Here is a 17,753-nt window from a genome sequence, read left to right as displayed (position 1 = left end):
CCGTAGCGCAGCTTGCCAAGGCAATTGCAGAAGGTGTGCCAAATGGGTGCATTGGGCTTCAAGTTGGAGCGCTGCGCGCCCCTTCGCGGGCACGCCCGCTCCCACAGGGACCGCGTGACGTCTGACTCTTCGCGTTTCTCTGTGGGAGCGGGCATGCCCGCGAAGGGCTGCAAGGCAGCCCCCAAGAATCGTGTTGATGAGCGGCTTTTTGCTTACTGGTTGAGTGCTATAGGCGGATTTCCGCTTATTCGCGCCCTGTAAAATCCTCGCGCACCAACCCATGCCGCTGCATCTTCTCGTTCAGCGTGCGCCGCGGCAGCTGCAACGCTTCCATCACTGCATTGATAGCGCCCCCATGCTGGCGCAGCGCCGCGCGCAGGCATTGCGCCTCGAACGCTTCCATCTGCTCGCTCAACGACTGCCCGGCAGGCGCCACCTCGATGTTCGGCGAGCCCAGCCCCAATGCATGCCGTTCCGCCGCGTTGGCCAGTTCGCGCACGTTGCCCGGCCAGTCATGCGACAGCAACTGCGCCAGTTGCGCGCCCGACAGTGGCGGGGCTGCGCGGCCAAGCTTTTCGCCGGCGGCACGGGTAAAGTGCTCGAACAGCAGTGGAATGTCCTCACGCCGTTCACGCAATGGCGCCAGGCGCAGCTCGGCCACGTTCAGGCGATAGGCAAGGTCTTCGCGGAAGCGCCCGGCGCGGGCTTCTTCGAGCAGGTCGGGCTTGGTCGCGGCGATGATGCGCAGGTCGACGCTGATGCTCTGGTTGGCCCCCAGGCGTTCCAGCTTCTGTTCCTGGATCACCCGCAGCAGCTTGGCCTGTTGGGCCAGTGGCATGCTTTCGATTTCGTCGAGGAACACCGTGCCGCCGTTGGCGTACTCCAGCTTGCCGATGCGCTTGCCCTGGGCACCGGTAAAGGCGCCGCTTTCATGGCCGAACAGCTCGGCTTCGAACAGCGACTCGGGGATGGCAGCACAGTTGAGGGCGACGAACGGCTTGCCAGCGCGCGGGCCAAAGTCGTGCAGGCAGCGGGCCACGCGCTCCTTGCCACTGCCGGTTTCGCCGCGGATCAGCACATTGACCGGAAGGCCGGCCAGGTCCAGCACTTGCCGACGCAGCTGTTGCAGGCCCTGGGACATGCCCAGCAGCGTGCCTTCAAGGCGTGACTTGAGGTCGGCCTGCTCGTGCAGCCGGCGGTTTTCCAGGACCAGCTGGCGCTTTTCCAGGGCCCGGCGCAGGCTGCCTAGCAGGTGCTGAGGGGTGAAGGGTTTTTCAAGGAAGTCGTAGGCACCGCTGCGCATGGCTTCCACTGCCATGGGCACATCCCCGTGGCCGGTCAGCAGAATTACCGGCAAGTCAGGGTCGTCCGCCTGCAAGCGTTCGAGCAACTGCAGGCCATCCATGCCCGGCATGCGTACATCGCTGATGATCACCCCGGGAAAGTGCCGCGGCAGGTGTGCCAGGCATTCTTCGGCGCGGGCGAACAGTTGCACGCTGAAGCCGGACAGACTCAGCCATTGCTCCACCGCGGTGCGGATACTGGCTTCATCATCGACGACGATCACTGAATTCAACATACGGGCTCCAGGTCACGGGGCAGGGTAAGGCTCAGGCGCGCACCGCCAGGCAGGTTTTCGGCCTGTAGCTGGCCACCGGCCTCGTGGACGATGCCGTAGGAAATGGCCAGCCCCAGCCCCAGGCCTTCGCCCACCGGCTTGGTGGTGAAGAACGGGTCGAAGACCTTGGCCAGGTCGGCTTCGGCAATGCCGCCACCCGAATCCAGCACGCTCAGACGCCACAGCTCGCCATCGGGCTCGATGCGGATTTCCAGGCGTTTGTAACGCTTGTCGGCCATGGCGTCGAGGGCATTGCGCAGCAGGTTGATCAGCACCTGCTCCAGGCGAATGGCATCGCCGCGCACCCAGGCCGGGCGCGCCAGGTACAAGGCTACCTCCACTTCTTCGCTGCGAATGCGCGCTTCCAGCAGGTGCAGGGCCTGGTCGACCACGGTGGCCAGGTCGAGGCGCTCGCGCAGGCCGACCGGGCTGTTGCGGGCGAAGGTTTTCAGGTGGCTGGTGAGCGCGGCCATGCGTGTGAGCATCTGTTCCAGCGGTTCCAGTGCCTGGCGCGCTTCGTCATATCGGCCATGGTCGAGCAGCAGGCGCAGGGTTTCCAGCTGCATGCGCTGGGTGGTCAGCGGCTGGTTTATTTCATGGGCCATGGCTGCCGACATCTGCCCCAGTGCGGCCAGCTTGGCCGATTGCACCAGCCCCTCCTGGGCGGTGCGCAGTTCACGGGTGCGCTCCTCGACCTGACGCTTGAGCTCTTCCCGGCTGCGCTGGCGCAGGCGGGCCAGGCGCAGGCGCTGGCTGACGAACAGCGCAGCGAACACCAGGCTCAGCCACACGGCAGCGGCACCGAGGGCGGCATGGCGACCGTCGGCGGCCACCTGCGGCTTGCGCAGCAGATGCAAGGTCCAGTTTTCACCCTCCAGCGGCAGGCTTTCCCACAGGTAGTCGGCGCTGCCTTCCGGGCCTTGCACGCGGCTGAGGGTACTGTTGGCGGCAAAACGGGTCAGCACCTGGTGCTGCAGCGGCACCAGCGGTTGCTTGTCGTACTGACGGGTTTCGGCCAGCTCGGCACGGTCGGCACCCGTGAGTGGCTGCAGCTCGCGGTAACGCCAGCCGTCCTGATTGGCGATGAAGGTGATGCCACGGGCATCGCTGACCAGCAGAATGTCGCTGCCCTGGCGCCACTCGCGCTCCAGTTCGGGGAACTCCAGCTTCACCACCATGGCACCGAGGAAGCGGCCCTGCTCGTCGTCCACCGCGCTGGCGAGAAAGTAGCCCGGCACGCCACTGGTCACACCTACTGCGTAGAAGCGGCCACTACCCTGGCTGCGGGTTTGCTTGAAATAGGGGCGAAAACCATAGTTGGAGCCCACGTAGCTGCTGGGCAGCCGCCAGTTGCTGGCGGCGATGGCCAGGCCGGTGCGGTCGAGCAGTTCGAGGGTGGAGGAATTGGCGGCGCCATTGATGCGTTCGAGCTTGCGGTTCAGGGCGTCCTGCACCGGTTCGCTGACCGGGCCACGCAGGGCGGCGATCAGTTCCGGGTCCAGCGCCAGCACGGCGGGCAGGGCGCGGTAGCGATCGATCAGTGTGTGCAGGGCGTTGGCATACAGGCCCAGCTGCTGGCTGGCACGCTGGGCGTCGGCTTCCATGGCCTGGCGCTTGGCCTGGTGCATGGCCCAACCGGCGCTGAGGGCCGTGCCCAGCACGATCAGCAGGGTGATCAGCCCCAGACGCAGGGCGCGAACGGAAAAGGGCATGGGGGCGGATCCGGATGATTGGATATCGGGGCCGGCCTCTTCGCGGGTGAACCCGCTCCCACAGGTATCGCGCAGGTCATCTGCTTGCGGAGTACCTGTGGGAGCGGGTTTACCCGCGAAAGGGCCGGTACAGGCGACGTGTCAGTTACAGCAATTCAAAGCTCTGCTGCTGCACCGCCTGGGAATCCAGCCCGACCTGGACATTGAATTCCCCTGGCTCGGCAACCCGCTGCAGCTGGCCATTGTAGAACTTCAGGTCTTCTTCACTGATGCGGAAGCTCAACGTGCGCGACTCGCCAGGCTTGAGCATCAGCTTCTGGAAGTTCTTCAATTCTTTCACCGGGCGGCTCATCGATGCCGATACATCCTGCAGGTACAACTGCACCACGGTCTCGCCTGCCACCTTGCCGGTGTTCTTCACCGTCACCTTGGCTTCCAGCGTGTCGCCACGCTTGAGGTCCTTGTTCGACAGCTTCAGCCCCGACAGCTCGAAGCTGCTGTAGCTCAGGCCATAGCCGAACGGGTACAGCGGGCCATTGGGTTCCTCGAAGTACTGCGAGGTGTAGTTGCCCGGCTTGCCCGGCGTGAAGGGCCGGCCAATACGGGTGTGGTTGTAGTACATCGGGATCTGCCCGACCGAGCGCGGGAAGGTGATGGCCAGCTTGCCGGACGGGTTGTAATCGCCGAACAGCACATCGGCGATCGCGTTGCCGCCTTCGGTACCGGCGAACCAGGTTTCGAGGATGGCGTCGGCCTGCTCGCGCTCCCAGGCAATCGACAGTGGGCGGCCGTTCATCAGCACCAGCACCAGCGGCTTGCCGGTGGCCTTCAGGGCCTTGATCAGCTCCCGCTGGCTGGCCGGGATTTCCAGGGTGGTACGGCTCGACGACTCATGGGACATGCCGCGGGATTCGCCGACCACTGCAACCACCACATCGGACTGCTTCGCCGCCTTCACTGCCTCGTCGATCAGCACCGCAGGCGGGCGCGGGTCGTCGACGATTTCCGGGGCATCGAAGTTGAGGAAGTTCAGGTAGTCGAACATCGCCTTGTCGCCGGTGACGTTGGAACCTTTGGCGTAGACCAGCTTTGCCTTGCCCTCCACGGCGCGGCGCAGGCCTTCGCGCACGGTCACCGAATGCGCTGGTTTGCCGTCGGCAGCCCAGCTGCCCATCATGTCGATCGGGGCATCGGCCAGCGGGCCGACCAGGGCGATGGTGCCGGCCTTTTTCAGCGGCAGGGTCTGGTTGCGGTTTTCCAGCAGCACCAGGCTGCGGCGCGCCACGTCACGCGCGGCGTCGCGGTGCAGGCGGTCGTTGCCGTAGTAGTCCTTCAGGTCGGTTTCGGCCTTGCCGATGCGCACGTACGGGTCCTTGAACAGGCCCATGTCGTACTTGGCACCCAGCACTTCGCGTACCGCCTGGTCCAGCTCGCCCTGGGTCACTTCGCCGGATTTCAGCAGGCCTGGCAGCTCTTCGCCATACAGGGTGTCGTTCATGCTCATGTCGATGCCGGCCTTGATCGCCAGCTTGGCGGCTTCGCGGCCATCGCGGGCGACGCCATGGCGGATCAGCTCCTGAATGGCACCGTGGTCGCTGATGGTCACGCCCTTGAAGCCCCACTCCTTGCGCAGCAGGTCGTTCATCAGCCAGGTGTTGGAAGTGGCCGGCACGCCGTTGATCGAGTTCAGCGCCACCATCACCCCGCCGGCACCAGCGTCAAGCGCGGCGCGGTAGGGCGGCAGGTAGTCGTTGTACATTTTCGGCAGGCTCATATCGACCGTGTTGTAGTCGCGCCCGCCTTCCACCGCGCCATACAGGGCGAAGTGCTTGACGATGGCCATGATGCTGTCAGGGTTGGCCGGGCTGCTGCCCTGGAACGAGCGGACCATCACCTGACCGATCTTCGAGGTCAGGTAGGTGTCTTCGCCGAAGCCTTCACTGGTACGGCCCCAGCGCGGGTCGCGGGCGATGTCGACCATCGGTGCGAAGGTCATGTCCAGGGCGTCGGCCGCGGCTTCGATGGCGGCGGTGCGGCCGACCTTGGCGACGGCGTCCATGTCCCAGGTCGCGGCCATGCCCAGGCCGATCGGGAAAATGGTGCGTTCGCCGTGGACGGTATCGTAGGCGAAGAACATGGGGATCTTCAGGCGGCTGCGCATGGCCGCGTCCTGCATCGGCCGGTTCTCGGGCGCGGTACGCGAGTTGAAGGTGCCACCGATGCGGCCGGCGGCAATTTCCTCGCGAATCTTGTCGCGGGGCATTTCCGGGCCGATGCTGATCAGGCGCAGCTGGCCGATTTTCTCGGCTTCGGTCATCTGGCTGATCAGATGTTCGATGAACGCCTGCTTGTCCTGCAGGGGCGGGGCGGAGGGGGCGGCGAGGGCCGCCTGACTGGCAAGGCCCATGGCCAGGCCCAGCAAAGACAGTTTCATCATCAATTCCGTTGTGGGGCCTCTGCCGTATCCACGGTGATACGCGCGCGGCCGGAGTTTTCAGGCGGCTATTGTTGTACGATTTGCAGGCATTTCTTCCAGCGGCGGATTATGCCTGAATATGTCGCCTGCGGACGAAGCCCCGAGTGCCGGGACAACAACTATAAGAACGCTCAAGAGACCGACGGCATGACACCCCTCGACGAATACCATCAGCGCCAGATCGCCGAAGCCATTGCCCGTGCCGAACGGCGCACCGATGCCGAACTGGTGACGGTGCTGGCCCGCCGGGCCGACGACTATGCCTACTGGCCTTTGTTCTGGGCCGCCGTGCTGGCGCTGGCCGTGCCGGGCCTGTTGCACTGGCTGCTGGGTTGGCCCAGCGTGCGTGGCTTGCTGGTAGCCAATGTGCTCCTGTTCGTCGGCTTGTGCCTGCTGCTGCGCAGCCCGCGCCTGGCCGGCTGGCTGATCCCCCGGGCCCTGCGCCGCTGGCGCGCCTCGCGCCTGGCCCGCCAGCAGTTTCGCGAACAGAACCTGCAGCGCACTGCTGGTGCCACGGGCGTACTGATCTTCGTCAGCGAGGCGGAGCGGCATGTGGAGATCCTGGTCGACCGTGGTATCGAGCACCATCTGGATGCCACCGCCCGCGCGGCCATCGTCGCCCGCCTTGCCGAACAGGTACGCCAGGGCCGCACCTTGCAGGGGTTTGTCGAGTGCATCGAGGCGTGCGGCGAACTGCTCAGCGAGCATGTGCCGCCTACCCATGCGCGTAACGAGTTGCCCAACCGGCTGGTGATTCTCGATTGAGCCGAACCTCGATGGCTTGACGCGCCCGCTCCTATGGAACTGCACATAACTCATTGAATCAGCAGGGACTCTGTGGGAGCGGCTTTAGCCGGTGCCAGGCACCGCGTTGGATTCTTCGCGGCTAAAGCCGCTCCCACAGGGTACGCGTAGCGCTTGCGAATTCAGTTCTCTACGCGACAGCGCAGCCCAAAGGACTGGGCGATCTCCCACAGGAAGTTAGCCACCCTGTAGAATGCGTGCATTGCGCCATGCGCTCCCCGCTATCCGAGGCACCGTTTCTCCATGTCCGCCAGTTCTTCTGCCCCATCCGCGCCGGATGCGCGCACCCAGTTTCTCGACCTGCTGAACGCCGCCCTGCATGGCAATACCCTGGTCAAACTGGTTTTGGCGCGCCATGTGGGTGCCGACCAGACCTTGCAACGGATCATCGCCAAGCCGCTGCTGGTCAAGGGCCAGCCGTGCCTGTCGATGGTCTACCGCCACCAGACCCGCGATATCACCCGCAACCTGGCGCTGGACCAGGCCCAGGCGCTGGTCGGCGAGCTGCTGCCGGACAGCTTCCGCAACGCCCACCTGTTCGACGCCGACGGTGAAGTGCAGTTGACCTTCAGCAAGAAGGGCAAGCCAATGCTCCAGCGCCACGGCGCACAGGCACCTCGCGAAGCTGCCAGCAGCAGCGGCCATGACCGCGAGAAGAAGCGTTATCTGGAGCTGTCACGGCCGTTCCTGCGTGACCTGGGCGTGACTGACGCACAAGGCGCGCTGATCCCCTCCATGTCGCGCAAATGGAAGCAGATCAACAAGTTCATCGAAGTCTTCGACCATGCCCTGGCCAGTGCCCCGGTGCCGGCGGAGCAGGCGCTGCGGGTGGCCGACTTCGGCTCTGGCAAGGGCTACCTGACCTTCGCCATGCACGACTACCTGCGCAACAGCCTGGGCCGCGACGCACAGGTAACCGGCGTCGAGCTGCGCCAGGACATGGTCGACCTGTGCAACGCCGCCGCCTTGCGCCTGGAGCACCCAGGCCTGGAATTCCAGTGTGGCGATGTGCGCAGCGTGGTGCCCGAGGCCATCGAAGTGATGATCGCCCTGCATGCCTGCGACATCGCCACCGACTACGCCATCCATACCGGCATCCGCTGCAACGCCGCGATCATCATGTGTTCGCCGTGCTGCCACAAGCAGATCCGCCCGCAACTGCACAGCCCGGGGTTGTTGCAACCGATGCTGCAGTACGGCCTGCACCTGGGCCAGCAGGCCGAGATGCTGACCGACAGCCTGCGCGCGCTGTACCTGGAAGCCTGCGGGTATGAGACCAAGGTGTTCGAGTTCATCTCGCTGGAGCACACCAACAAGAACAAGATGATTCTTGCGGTGAAGCGGCGCCAGGCAGGGGACAACGGGGCGTTGCTGGAAAAGATCGGGCAGCTCAAGGCGTTCTATGGGGTGCAGGAGCATTGCCTGGAAACCTTGTTGCGGGCGGATGGGTTGCTGCCTGCCGTGTGATTCTTCAACGGCTCTTGTGAAGCGCCGCACTCGGTAACTCGTTATCCAGCAGTGGCGCATTCGTACCTTTCAGGGGCTCGGTTTCGCTGGTCGACGCTCCGAGCTGGCGGGCCTGGCGGTATTCGCTGGGCGTGCAATTGCTGACCTGCTTGAAGGTGCGGGCGAAGTAGGACGGGTCCTTGAAGCCGGCCTCGTAACCGATGCTGGTAATCGGCATCTGGCTGTTGACGAGCAGGTCCATGGCCAGGTTCATGCGCTTGCTCAGGATGTAGTCCAGAAACCCGACGCCGTTGACCTCTTTGAACAGGCGGCTGAAACGGGCCGTGGTCATGCCGCAGCGCTGCGCGAGGTCCTTTTGATCGACGCATTCGCGAAAGTGCTGGTCGATGTACGGCATCACCTTGCTGAGCGCCTGGTGCTTGTGGTGTTCGCCGGTCAGGCGAATGCTGTCCGGCAAGGAGGGAAGGTGATCGATGCGCTGCGCATTGCCTGAGCTCTTACTGGCGCGGCGGATGTCGCAAAGCTGCTTGAGGACATCGATGTAGCGGCTTTTCTCACCGCTTGTCAGCGGCAATACCAGATACTCCCAGACCCGCGAACGCATGGCCCAGACGGCCAACTCTTCGGAGTGCTGCACGGTGAACATGGTGACCGGGATTGACGGTGAGTTGCGCTTCACTTCCAGCAGCAGGTTGAGGTTGAGGGTGTCGGGGCGATCGAAATGCATGCAGATCATGTCTGCCTGCTGGCGTTCGGATTGCGCGACGGCTTTCGCCAGTTTGCAATCGCAGACATGGCTGAACTGCGCCATCAGCGCTTCGGTGGAATGATCGCGTGTCAGATCGAACCACAACAACAGCGGCTTTGTGCCCGGGTTAGACATCGTGACTTAACCTTATGCTGGGGAGTTCCCTACGAGCAGCAGTATTGTCAAAACACTACTAAGACGACGAGCAATTTGGTTATTAACTTATATCGTTTTCGATTAAGGCGGTCTAAGCGTTTTGTAAAACCCTGATGTTAGACGAGTTCGGCAGTTGGAATGGCCCTTGAGCCTGACGACCGCTTGTCGGCTTTGAACGAGCGTGCCAGGGACCTTTCCCTGATCCAGCTGCAAATGCATACGAAAGTGCTTCTCATATTCGGGTTTTCCGGCCGGTTTTACTGGTGGCCTTGTGCACCTTTCGATACTGGCCAATAGCCGCAAAAAAGTCCTAGCGATTCGCAAAAATCTCCTAACCCCTACCGTCACCCCCTTACTAGGATTCCCATCAGGTAGTGCAAACACCACTGCCCGGGAATAAAAATAATGTCCTTAGCGAGGTGAGCGAAATGAATCTGCAAACAATCAAGACTTCGGTGATGAAGTTCGTCGAAGATGAAAATGGCTTGACCGTTGTTGAATATGCAATAGCAGGTGGCTTGGTTGCCGCCACCCTGGTTACTGCGTTTACTAACTTGGGAACCGCAGTGAAGACAAAGATCAACCTGCTGATTACTGCGCTTGGCGGTACGACTGCTTGAACTAAATTTTTAACTAAGCCCCAAGGGGGATGCAGCAATGTCAGCAGAGTCTCTGTTCGCCATTGTCGTGCTGCTAGGGCTACTGGGTATTGCGGTGGTCGGGGATCTTCGTAACCACCGCATTCCCAATATTTTGATCTTGCTGGGGCTGGGTTTGGGGCTGGCGGGTCAGGTTTATTCCGCAGAACTTACCGGGCTGGGTTATGGCGTGGTGGGTATGTTTATCGGTTTTGCCGTGTTTATTCCGATGTACGCGCTGGGGGGCATGGCAGCCGGAGACGTCAAGCTGATGGCCATGGTCGGTACTTTTCTTAATCCGTATGAAGCACTTGCGGCAGCACTTCTTAGCCTTATTGCCGGTGGCGTGTGCGGGATGTTGATAGTGCTCATGCGCGGGCAGTTGAAACAGACATTACAACGCTACTGGTTGATCTTGACGGCGCAGGCTTATTTTGCGCCGGAGGCGGATGAGGTGGCAGGTAAGCCTTTCCCTTATTCAGTCGCGATCCTGTCCGGAACCCTTGTCAGCCTGTTTGGGCTGCCGCTAGGCCTATAGCCTGGGAGGCTAATAATGTATGCACTCAGAGACAGTGGTGCCTGCGCCTGTGACAAGGACGCAGTGCAGAGCCTGGCACCTCAGCCACGTACAGTCGGTGAGACTGGGCTGGCGGAAAGCTTTCTCGGTGATTTGCTGTGCAAGCACTTGCACGACGCCGGTACGCTGGACCTGTCACGTCTGGTCGAGCGCCTTGCGCTGACCGGTGCGGTAGTGGAAGAAGTGCTGGCCTTTCTGCGCAAGGATGGCCGCGTCGAAGTACTGGGCCAGGTCGGTGTGCAAACGGGGGGGCAGGTGCTGCGCTACGGCCTGACCGAGCGCGGCCGTGCCACCGCCCGCGATGCACTGGCGCGCAGCGGCTATATCGGCGCGGCGCCCTTCCCGGTGAGTGCCTATCGTGACTTGCTCAAGCTGCAGACCATCCACCATGGCCGCATCAATATGCAGGACATGCACACGGCCTTCACTGGCGTCGTGCTCTCGGACAGCATGCTCGATCAGCTGGGCGTAGCGCTGAACTCCGGGCGCGCCATCATGATTTATGGCCCTGCAGGTACCGGCAAGACATACGTCAGCAGCCGGTTGATTCGTCTGTTCGCCGAAGCCATCTGGGTACCGCATGCCATAGAGATCAATGAGTCGGTCATCGAAGTGTATGACCCTCAGGTGCATCAGCGCCTGGAGGAGGAGGGCCAACCCACCAGCCTGTTGCTCAACGAAGGCATCGATCGCCGGCTGGTGCGCTGTAAGCGCCCGGTGGTGATCACGGGCGGCGAACTGGGCATGGAGCAACTGGATGTCCGCTTCGATCCGAATACCCGCCAGTACCAGGCCTCCTTGCAACTCAAGGCCAGCAATGGCCTGTTCATCATCGACGATATGGGGCGCCAGCGCATGGCTCCGGCCGAATTGCTCAACCGCTGGATCGTGCCAATGGAAGAGAAGCGCGACTTCCTCAACCTGGGGGGCGGGCGCCATTGCGAGCTGCCGTTCGATCTGGTGCTGGTGTTCTCCACCAACCTCAACCCGCTGGAGCTGGCAGACGAAGCCTTCTTGCGACGTATCGGCTACAAGCTGCAGTTCAGCTACCTGAAAGTCGATGAGTACGAACGCATCTGGCGCCAGGAATGCGAACGCCTGGGCCTGGCTTACGACCCGCTGCTGTTGCGTTACGCGCTACAGGCGCTGTACGAGGCCGAAGGCGTGCCACTCGTGCCCTGCCACCCTCGTGACCTGCTGAACATGGCACTTGACCGCCAGCGTTACCTGGGCGGCGATGGGCCGTTGTCGGAGCAGGAGCTGAAATGGGCCTGGCAAAGCTACTTCGTGCAGATCGACTTCCTTGGATAAGGAGATGCAGACATGAGTGCCCGTACGCTGATCCTGATTGCCGTTTCCCTGACCTTGGGGCTTGGCGCCGCCTGGATGGCCAACAACTGGCTCGATGGTCGGCTCAACACCGTCCCGGACGACAACATGAAGAACGTGGTGGTCGCCACGGTGGAGATCCCGTTCGGGCAGATGATCGAGGCCCAGCAGGTCGCCATCGTGCGCATGCCCAAGGACGCGGTACCAGACGATGCCTTCGACAGTAACGAAAAGGTGCTGGGCAAGATCGCCACCTTCGCCCTGTTGCGCGGCGACGTGCTGCGCAGCGCCCGCCTGGCCGAGCACTTGGGTGGCAGCACCCTGGCTTCGTTGATCGCCCCCGACAAACGTGCCATTTCGGTGCGAGTGGATGATGTGGTCGGGGTGGGTGGGTTCCTCTTGCCGGGTAACCGGGTCGATGTACTGGCGACCAGGCAAAGTGACGGCGGCAGTAATGACGCAGAGTCCAGGACTATCCTCCAGGACTTGCGGGTATTGGCCGTGGATCAGACGGCAGGGACGGACAAGACCCAACCGGTGGTAGTGCGGGCGGTGACCCTGGAAATGTCGGCGAAAGAGGCAGAAATCCTGGTCAAGGCGCAATCGGAAGGGAAGTTGCAACTGGCCCTGCGTAATCCGCTGGATGCTCAGAAGCCGGCGCCAACCGTTGCTGCTGCCGAGCCGGTGAAGGCCGTACCGCCAGCAGTCAAACCCCAACCAAAACCGGTGGTAAATCGCAGTAACGACGGTGGCGCGGTCACCATCATCCGCGGGACCGAAATCGAGGTCGCGAAAGCCAGATTCTAAGGCAGAAGACGTCCCGATAGCTAACTTTCGGCAGCAACAAGATCACCTTGCAGGGAGTAGTCAATGAATACTTTGCAGAGACTAGGGCTGTACCTGTTGTGTGGGCTGGGTACGCAGCTGTTGTTCGCTGGCGTGGCGCAGGCTGCAGAACCGGGGGCGGGCTACAGCGCCATGCCGGCGGCCAACACCAACATAGTCCAGGTACCCATCTACAAGTCGCGGACGATCAGCACTCGTACACCGGTCAGGAAAATCTCGGTAGGCAACCCGGATATCGCCGATATCCTGATCACCAGCCCGACCCAGCTCTACCTGCTTGGCCGTTCTCTGGGCGCTACCAACGTATTGCTGTGGGACAGCAACAACCGCTTGATCGAGACCCTGGATGTGGAGGTCGTGCATGACCTCACCGGGCTCAAGACCAAACTGCATCAGTTGTTGCCCGAAGAGAACATCGAGGTGTTCAGTGCCCAGGGCGCACTTGTGCTGCGTGGCCAGGTGCGCAGCGCCGGCGCCATGGACACGGCGATGAAAGTGGCCAAGACCTATGCCGCGCAGACCTCGAGTGTGGTGCAAGGCAAAGGTGAAGCTGCCGAGGCGGCCCCGGCCCAGTCGCTGGAGGTGATCAACCTGCTCAGTGTCGGTGGCAGCCAGCAGGTGATGTTGGAAGTGAAAGTGGCCGAGATGCAGCGCAGCCTGATCAAGAACCTCAACGTGCGCTTCAATGCCCTTGGCTCATCTGGCAACTGGAGCGGTGGCGGGTTCAACAATGGTCAAGGGCTGGGCCTGACTCCAGGTGGCGGCTCGATCCTTTCGCCAGGTTCGCTGATTGGTGGCGGCAAAGGCTTGTTCGCCCAGTTCCTGTCCGACGATTTCCTCTTCAACGTGGTGCTGGAGGCGTCCAAGGACAATGGTTCGGCCAAAGTGCTGGCGGAACCCACCCTCACCACCCTGACCGGGCAGCAGGCGGAGTTCATTTCCGGTGGCGAGTTCCCGATTCCGATCACCGAGGATGATGGCATCACCATCGAATACAAGGAATTCGGTGTCGGCGTGAAGTTTCTGCCGGTGGTGCTCGACTCCGGGCGCATCAACCTCAACCTGAATGTCTCGGTGAGCGAGCTTTCCAACGTCAACTCGCTGGTACTCGACACAGGCCTGAACAGCATTCTGGGCGATGGTGTCACCCAGGTCATTCCGTCGTTGACCAAGCGCAGCGCCGAGTCCACGGTCGAACTTGGCAATGGCCAGACCATCGCCATCGCCGGCTTGATCAGTGAAAACACCCGCGATTTCGTCAGCCGTTTCCCCGGGCTGGGGGACCTGCCGATACTCGGGCACCTGTTCCGCAGCCAGTCGTTCATAAACGGTGAAACCGAACTGGTGATCCTGGTAACGCCGCACCTGGCCAAGCCTGTGGATGCCAAGGCGGTGCGCCTGCCCACCGAGAAGTTCGTCGAGCCCAGCGACCTGGACTTCTACCTGCTCGGCAAGACCAAGGGCAGCGAGCCTGGGCGCGCGGTACCCGTCAGCCTCGGGGTCAGCGGTGGCAACTTTGGCCATGATCTGAATTGATCGGAGAGAACCAGCATGAGAAGCATGATCGTGTGTTGCGCGCTGCTGTCGGGTTTGTCCGGTTGCATGTCGTACGACGAAGGGCGCGTTGGTCCGCTGGGGTACAGCGTCTACCAGACTACCTACCAACAGATTGCCGACAAGCAGGCAGCTGCCAACCCAGGTACTGAACTGCCTGCCGCTGGAGTCGATGGGCCGCTGCTGGAGAAGGTGATCAATGGTTATAGGGGGGTGACTGGCGATGCGCAGCAGGTCGGTCAGCCGATCCAGATCCAGGTCACTGATTCAACTCGCTGATCGAGGGCGTGATCATGACTCATCGAGCCCAACGGATGTTCACCGCGCCGCCAGGCCAACAGCGGGGCGCAGTAACTATCATCATCGTGATCGCCCTGTTGGCGATACTGATGATGGCCGCGTTGGTGCTCGATGGTGGTCACATGTTGTTGAACAAGACCCGACTGCAGAATGCGGTGGATGCCGCCGCCCTCAGTGGTGCCAAGACCCTGAGCCAGGTGATGGGCTCAGGCAATGCCGCCACTACCGCACGCAGTGCCGCGCTTTTTACCCTGAACGAAAATGCCAAGGCCGCAGGCAACAATGAGCTGGCGACGGCAATCGGCGGCAACCCTGGAGCATTCGCTGTGGTGGAGTTGGCAGACAGTGTCTATGGGCCTTTCTCCTTCCCCGGGCCGGCCAATGCCACCTATGTGCGGGTCTCGGTATCGAATTACTCACTGGCGGGCTTTTTCTGGAGCTTCGCCCAGTCAATCGGTATGGGAACCGTGGGGACCAAGAGCGTGGCGGCGATTGCCACCGCCGGGCCGAGCCCGACCAGTCCATGTGATCTTGCACCGCTGCTGGTGTGTGGCGACTCGACCAAATACAACCCGGATACCGGAATGTTCTGGGGCTATCGCTTTGGTGACCTGGAGGTCTTGAAATCAGCCTCCAAGAACAGCGACCCGATCGGCCCGGGCAATTTTCAGCTGCTCGATTTTGGCTCGGGTGGCAAGGAAGTTGGCGAACTCATGGCCGGCGGCGCCTCGGTCTGCCGCAATGTCGGTGAAAACGTCACCACCAAGCCTGGCAACACAGTTGGCCCTTCCGTCAAAGGCCTGAACACGCGCTTTGGCCAGTACACCGGGTCGCTCAATAATTCGGACTATCCGCCGGACCTGGTGACGAACTATAGCGACCCGGTGATGACATACAACGATGCAACCACGCCTCCCCGAGTAGAGCAGCAGGGCCAGGTCGTCACTTCGAGCAATGGCAACCTGTCTGCTGGCGGCACGCCGCTGTTCGACTACAACGATTATTCCGCGCAGACAGCCGCATGTGTTGCAGGCGGCACGGGTTGCCAGTCGGGTGGGGTTTTCGAGCGGCGGATGCTGAAGATCGTGGTAGGCGACTGCTCTGGCAAGAATTCGGGTGCAACGTCGATTCCTGTCATCGGTTTCGGTTGCTTCTATGTAGTGCAGCCAGCCGACAACTCAGGTGGGGATTCGCAGATCTTCGGCCAGTTCGTCAAGCAATGCGAAGGTGACGGTGTACCTGGGCCAACGCCGCAAGACGATTCCGGCCCACAGATCATCCAGCTGTACAAAACCTTTATCAGTGGCAGTGGCACACCGAGCACCGACTCCTAGGAGCGTGTCATGAAAATTCATCGGCTCAAGCGTGCGCAGCATCAGCAAGGGGTGGCAATCGTCGAGTTCACGATCACCCTGCCGCTGTTGCTCCTGACCTTGCTGGCTCTCGGCGAATTTGGCCGCATGCTTTACCAGTACAACAGCTTGCTGCAGGGCAGCCGGGATGCCGCGCGTTTCGTCGCCAGCCAGGCCTGGAACTCGACCCTTGGCAAGGTCGAGGTGGGTGCCGATCTCGAGTGCATGACCAAGTACGTGGCGGTGTACGGAGCACCGTCCACGCCGCCTTGCAGTCTGACCGGGATGCCGGCCAACACCACCGTGCAGGTGGCCAAGGTGGCGGGCACCAACGACCACGTGCAGGTGACCATCAGCTCGGTCTTTTCCCCGGTGGTCGCCAACGGCATTCCGGCCTTTATCGGAGGCAGCACGGCGCTGAACTTCCCGTTGGTCGCCACCACTGTGATGAGGGCACTGTGATGAAACGCAGAGGCATGCAAGGCGTCTACGTGGTGGAGTTCGCCATCGTCAGTGCGTTGATGTTCACGTTGCTGTTCGGAGTGCTGGAAATTGGCCGGTTGTACTACACCGCGAACGTGCTGAACGAGTCCGTTCGGCGTGGTGCGCGGCTGGCAGCGGTATGCAATATCAGCGACCCGGTGGTGCTGCGCCGGGCGATATTCAACAGTGCGGGCGACAGCGGAGCCAGTGGCCTGCTGGCCGACCTGGACACCTCTGACCTGACCCTGCGTTACCTGGACAAGAACGGTGCACAGGTCGCCAACCCCGGTGACCTGGTGAGTGCCACCGGGTTTGCCGCTGTCCGCTATGTGCAACTGACACTGCAGAACTTCCAGTTCAGCCTGTTTATTCCAGGTTTTGGCGTTTCCATTACCTTGCCAGTATTCAAGGCGACCTTACCTCGCGAGAGCCTCGGGCGTCATACCGAGGCGGATGTCGTACCGGAGATCACGCCATGCTGAATCTTAGGGAATCTTCCGTATCCGCTACCTCCATCAAGCCCGGGATGCGTCTGTTGATCAGCAGTTCGGACGCCTTGGCCTTGCGTCAGTTGCAAGAAATCTGTCAGCGCATCTCAGGCCTTGAGGTGAATGTTCGTCAGGTGAGCAATGGGCATTGCGACCCTCTGTACGGTTTGGACCGGATGCCCGACTTCCTGCTGCTGCGCGTTGGCCAGCTGTGGCGTGAGGAACTGGCAGCGCTGATGCAACGCCCGGCCCATGAGCGCCCGCCGCTGTTGGTGTGTGGCCTGCTGGACGATCGGGAAGGCATGCGCCTGGCGATGCAAGCCGGTGCGCGCGATTTTCTGCCAGAGCCTATCGTTGCCATGGAGCTTATTGCAGCCTTGAACCGTATGGTCGTGGAAACCCAGACCAACAGCACGGCAACAGGCAAGCTGATCGCGGTGATGAATGCCAAGGGAGGCTCCGGCGGCACGGTACTGGCCTGCAACCTGGCGCATCAACTGAGCCTCAAGGGCAACACCCTGTTGCTGGACCTGGACCTGCAGTTTGGCAGCGTGTCGCATCATCTGGATGTGGCGCAGTCGCACAGCCAGCTAGATGTGTTGCAGCAGGTAAAAGAAATGGATGGTGTCGCACTGCGAGGCTTCTGCAGCCATTTCAGCCCGTCCTTGCATGTGCTTGGCAGCCGCGCCAATGAGCTGTGCCTACCGCAGGATGTCCAGGCCGAACAGCTCGATGCGCTGCTGCAGCTTGCGCGGGCCAACTATGACTGGGTGGTGGCGGACTTGCCGCGGCAGATCGACCACATCACCGCTTCGGTACTGGAGCAGGCCGACCGGGTGTACGTCGTGGTGCAGCAGAGCGTCAACCACCTGCGCGACGCCAGTTCCCTGGCGCGCATCCTGCGCGATGACCTGGGCGTGCGTGGCAATCAGCTGGAGGTGGTGGTCAACCGCTACGACAAGGCGGCACCGGTCAGCCTCAAGGACATTGGCGAGGCATTGCGCTGCACCAACATCGTGAAGCTGCCCAATGACTTCAGCGTCATCAACCAGAGCCAGAACACGGGCGTGCCACTGGGCCTGCAAGCACCTCGCTCCGCGATCACTCAGGCGCTGCGTGGGCTGGCCGAGGAATTGGTTGGCAAGCAGGTGGACACTGACAGTGGACTGTTCAAACGCGCCTTCAAGCGTGTTTTTCGGGGGTGA

At 61.9% G+C, this 17,753-nt stretch carries 16 protein-coding genes; 12 read left to right on the top strand and 4 right to left on the bottom strand.

Annotated elements, in window-relative coordinates; genetic code table 11:
- Window positions 1-244: 244 nt before the first annotated feature.
- The 3 genes from RIN61_RS06325 to bglX form a co-directional block, all read right to left on the bottom strand.
- Window positions 245-1,579 carry a sigma-54-dependent transcriptional regulator gene (locus RIN61_RS06325; RefSeq protein ID WP_112250469.1) on the bottom strand — a complete coding sequence of 445 codons (1,335 nt, stop codon included), beginning with the start codon at window positions 1,577-1,579 and terminating at the stop codon, window positions 245-247.
- On the bottom strand, window positions 1,573-3,330 hold the full coding sequence (locus tag RIN61_RS06320) for an ATP-binding protein (RefSeq protein ID WP_112250470.1): 1,758 nt from the start codon (window positions 3,328-3,330) through the stop codon (window positions 1,573-1,575). The genes RIN61_RS06325 and RIN61_RS06320 overlap by 7 nt, the downstream gene beginning before the upstream one ends.
- 145 nt (window positions 3,331-3,475) lie before the next feature.
- Window positions 3,476-5,767: a beta-glucosidase BglX gene (bglX, locus tag RIN61_RS06315; protein WP_207877332.1), complete on the bottom strand. Its 2,292-nt coding sequence runs from the start codon at window positions 5,765-5,767 to the stop codon at window positions 3,476-3,478.
- 186 nt (window positions 5,768-5,953) lie between these two features.
- Here bglX and RIN61_RS06310 point away from each other — a divergent pair, with 186 nt between their 5' ends.
- Window positions 5,954-6,571 carry a TPM domain-containing protein gene (locus RIN61_RS06310; RefSeq protein ID WP_207877334.1) on the top strand — a complete coding sequence of 206 codons (618 nt, stop codon included), beginning with the start codon at window positions 5,954-5,956 and terminating at the stop codon, window positions 6,569-6,571.
- A gap of 282 nt (window positions 6,572-6,853) precedes the next feature.
- Window positions 6,854-8,077 (top strand): class I SAM-dependent methyltransferase, encoded by a 1,224-nt coding sequence (locus RIN61_RS06305; protein WP_112250474.1) that lies wholly within the window; start codon window positions 6,854-6,856, stop codon window positions 8,075-8,077.
- Between the two features lie 4 nt (window positions 8,078-8,081).
- Here the strand turns inward: RIN61_RS06305 and RIN61_RS06300 are convergent, their stop codons facing one another.
- Window positions 8,082-8,960, bottom strand: a complete 879-nt coding sequence (locus RIN61_RS06300; RefSeq protein ID WP_112250475.1) for a response regulator transcription factor — start codon at window positions 8,958-8,960, stop codon at window positions 8,082-8,084.
- Window positions 8,961-9,409: 449 nt separating this feature from the next.
- On the opposite strand from RIN61_RS06300, the gene RIN61_RS06295 reads away from it, so the two are divergent.
- The 10 genes from RIN61_RS06295 to RIN61_RS06250 all read left to right on the top strand — a co-directional run bounded on the left by RIN61_RS06295 (window position 9,410) and on the right by RIN61_RS06250 (window position 17,753).
- Window positions 9,410-9,601 carry a Flp family type IVb pilin gene (locus RIN61_RS06295; protein WP_313856298.1) on the top strand — a complete coding sequence of 64 codons (192 nt, stop codon included), beginning with the start codon at window positions 9,410-9,412 and terminating at the stop codon, window positions 9,599-9,601.
- A 37-nt stretch (window positions 9,602-9,638) separates the two neighbouring features.
- Complete coding sequence (locus tag RIN61_RS06290; protein ID WP_313856296.1) at window positions 9,639-10,157, top strand: A24 family peptidase; 519 nt, start codon at window positions 9,639-9,641, stop codon at window positions 10,155-10,157.
- A gap of 15 nt (window positions 10,158-10,172) precedes the next feature.
- Entirely contained in the window at window positions 10,173-11,507 is a 1,335-nt protein-coding gene (locus RIN61_RS06285; protein ID WP_313856294.1) for a DUF8689 domain-containing protein, read from the top strand.
- A 12-nt stretch (window positions 11,508-11,519) separates the two neighbouring features.
- A complete protein-coding gene (gene cpaB / locus RIN61_RS06280; RefSeq protein WP_313856292.1) occupies window positions 11,520-12,332 on the top strand; it encodes a Flp pilus assembly protein CpaB in 813 nt (270 codons plus the stop codon).
- Between the two features lie 63 nt (window positions 12,333-12,395).
- A complete protein-coding gene (locus tag RIN61_RS06275; protein WP_313856290.1) occupies window positions 12,396-13,907 on the top strand; it encodes a type II and III secretion system protein family protein in 1,512 nt (503 codons plus the stop codon).
- Window positions 13,908-13,922: 15 nt separating this feature from the next.
- Complete coding sequence (locus RIN61_RS06270; RefSeq protein WP_133975105.1) at window positions 13,923-14,204, top strand: hypothetical protein; 282 nt, start codon at window positions 13,923-13,925, stop codon at window positions 14,202-14,204.
- An 11-nt stretch (window positions 14,205-14,215) separates the two neighbouring features.
- Window positions 14,216-15,559, top strand: coding sequence for a TadE/TadG family type IV pilus assembly protein (locus RIN61_RS06265; protein WP_390899146.1), 1,344 nt, complete (start codon window positions 14,216-14,218; stop codon window positions 15,557-15,559).
- Window positions 15,560-15,568: 9 nt separating this feature from the next.
- Window positions 15,569-16,039 (top strand): TadE/TadG family type IV pilus assembly protein, encoded by a 471-nt coding sequence (locus RIN61_RS06260; RefSeq protein ID WP_133975103.1) that lies wholly within the window; start codon window positions 15,569-15,571, stop codon window positions 16,037-16,039.
- Window positions 16,039-16,542 carry a TadE/TadG family type IV pilus assembly protein gene (locus RIN61_RS06255; RefSeq protein WP_313856284.1) on the top strand — a complete coding sequence of 168 codons (504 nt, stop codon included), beginning with the start codon at window positions 16,039-16,041 and terminating at the stop codon, window positions 16,540-16,542. Before RIN61_RS06260 ends, RIN61_RS06255 begins: the two co-directional genes overlap by 1 nt.
- Window positions 16,536-17,753, top strand: coding sequence for an AAA family ATPase (locus RIN61_RS06250; protein WP_313856282.1), 1,218 nt, complete (start codon window positions 16,536-16,538; stop codon window positions 17,751-17,753). The genes RIN61_RS06255 and RIN61_RS06250 overlap by 7 nt, the downstream gene beginning before the upstream one ends.

The sequence above is a fragment of the Pseudomonas inefficax genome (genome assembly GCF_032164165.1).
Lineage (GTDB): Bacteria > Pseudomonadota > Gammaproteobacteria > Pseudomonadales > Pseudomonadaceae > Aquipseudomonas > Aquipseudomonas inefficax.
Note: the sequence above shows the minus strand (reverse complement) of the source record. Positions and strands in the feature narration are given on the sequence as shown.

Excerpts from the sequence above, each read along its gene's own strand:
- RIN61_RS06325 (WP_112250469.1), bottom strand. The coding sequence starts at position 1,579 with ATGTTGAATTCAGTGATCGTCGTCGATGATGAAGCCAGTATCCGCACC.
- RIN61_RS06320 (WP_112250470.1), bottom strand. The coding sequence starts at position 3,330 with ATGCCCTTTTCCGTTCGCGCCCTGCGTCTGGGGCTGATCACCCTGCTG.
- bglX (WP_207877332.1), bottom strand. The coding sequence starts at position 5,767 with ATGATGAAACTGTCTTTGCTGGGCCTGGCCATGGGCCTTGCCAGTCAG.
- RIN61_RS06310 (WP_207877334.1), top strand. The coding sequence starts at position 5,954 with ATGACACCCCTCGACGAATACCATCAGCGCCAGATCGCCGAAGCCATT.
- RIN61_RS06305 (WP_112250474.1), top strand. The coding sequence starts at position 6,854 with ATGTCCGCCAGTTCTTCTGCCCCATCCGCGCCGGATGCGCGCACCCAG.
- RIN61_RS06300 (WP_112250475.1), bottom strand. The coding sequence starts at position 8,960 with ATGTCTAACCCGGGCACAAAGCCGCTGTTGTTGTGGTTCGATCTGACA.
- RIN61_RS06295 (WP_313856298.1), top strand. The coding sequence starts at position 9,410 with ATGAATCTGCAAACAATCAAGACTTCGGTGATGAAGTTCGTCGAAGAT.
- RIN61_RS06290 (WP_313856296.1), top strand. The coding sequence starts at position 9,639 with ATGTCAGCAGAGTCTCTGTTCGCCATTGTCGTGCTGCTAGGGCTACTG.
- RIN61_RS06285 (WP_313856294.1), top strand. The coding sequence starts at position 10,173 with ATGTATGCACTCAGAGACAGTGGTGCCTGCGCCTGTGACAAGGACGCA.
- cpaB (WP_313856292.1), top strand. The coding sequence starts at position 11,520 with ATGAGTGCCCGTACGCTGATCCTGATTGCCGTTTCCCTGACCTTGGGG.
- RIN61_RS06275 (WP_313856290.1), top strand. The coding sequence starts at position 12,396 with ATGAATACTTTGCAGAGACTAGGGCTGTACCTGTTGTGTGGGCTGGGT.
- RIN61_RS06270 (WP_133975105.1), top strand. The coding sequence starts at position 13,923 with ATGAGAAGCATGATCGTGTGTTGCGCGCTGCTGTCGGGTTTGTCCGGT.
- RIN61_RS06260 (WP_133975103.1), top strand. The coding sequence starts at position 15,569 with ATGAAAATTCATCGGCTCAAGCGTGCGCAGCATCAGCAAGGGGTGGCA.
- RIN61_RS06255 (WP_313856284.1), top strand. The coding sequence starts at position 16,039 with ATGAAACGCAGAGGCATGCAAGGCGTCTACGTGGTGGAGTTCGCCATC.
- RIN61_RS06250 (WP_313856282.1), top strand. The coding sequence starts at position 16,536 with ATGCTGAATCTTAGGGAATCTTCCGTATCCGCTACCTCCATCAAGCCC.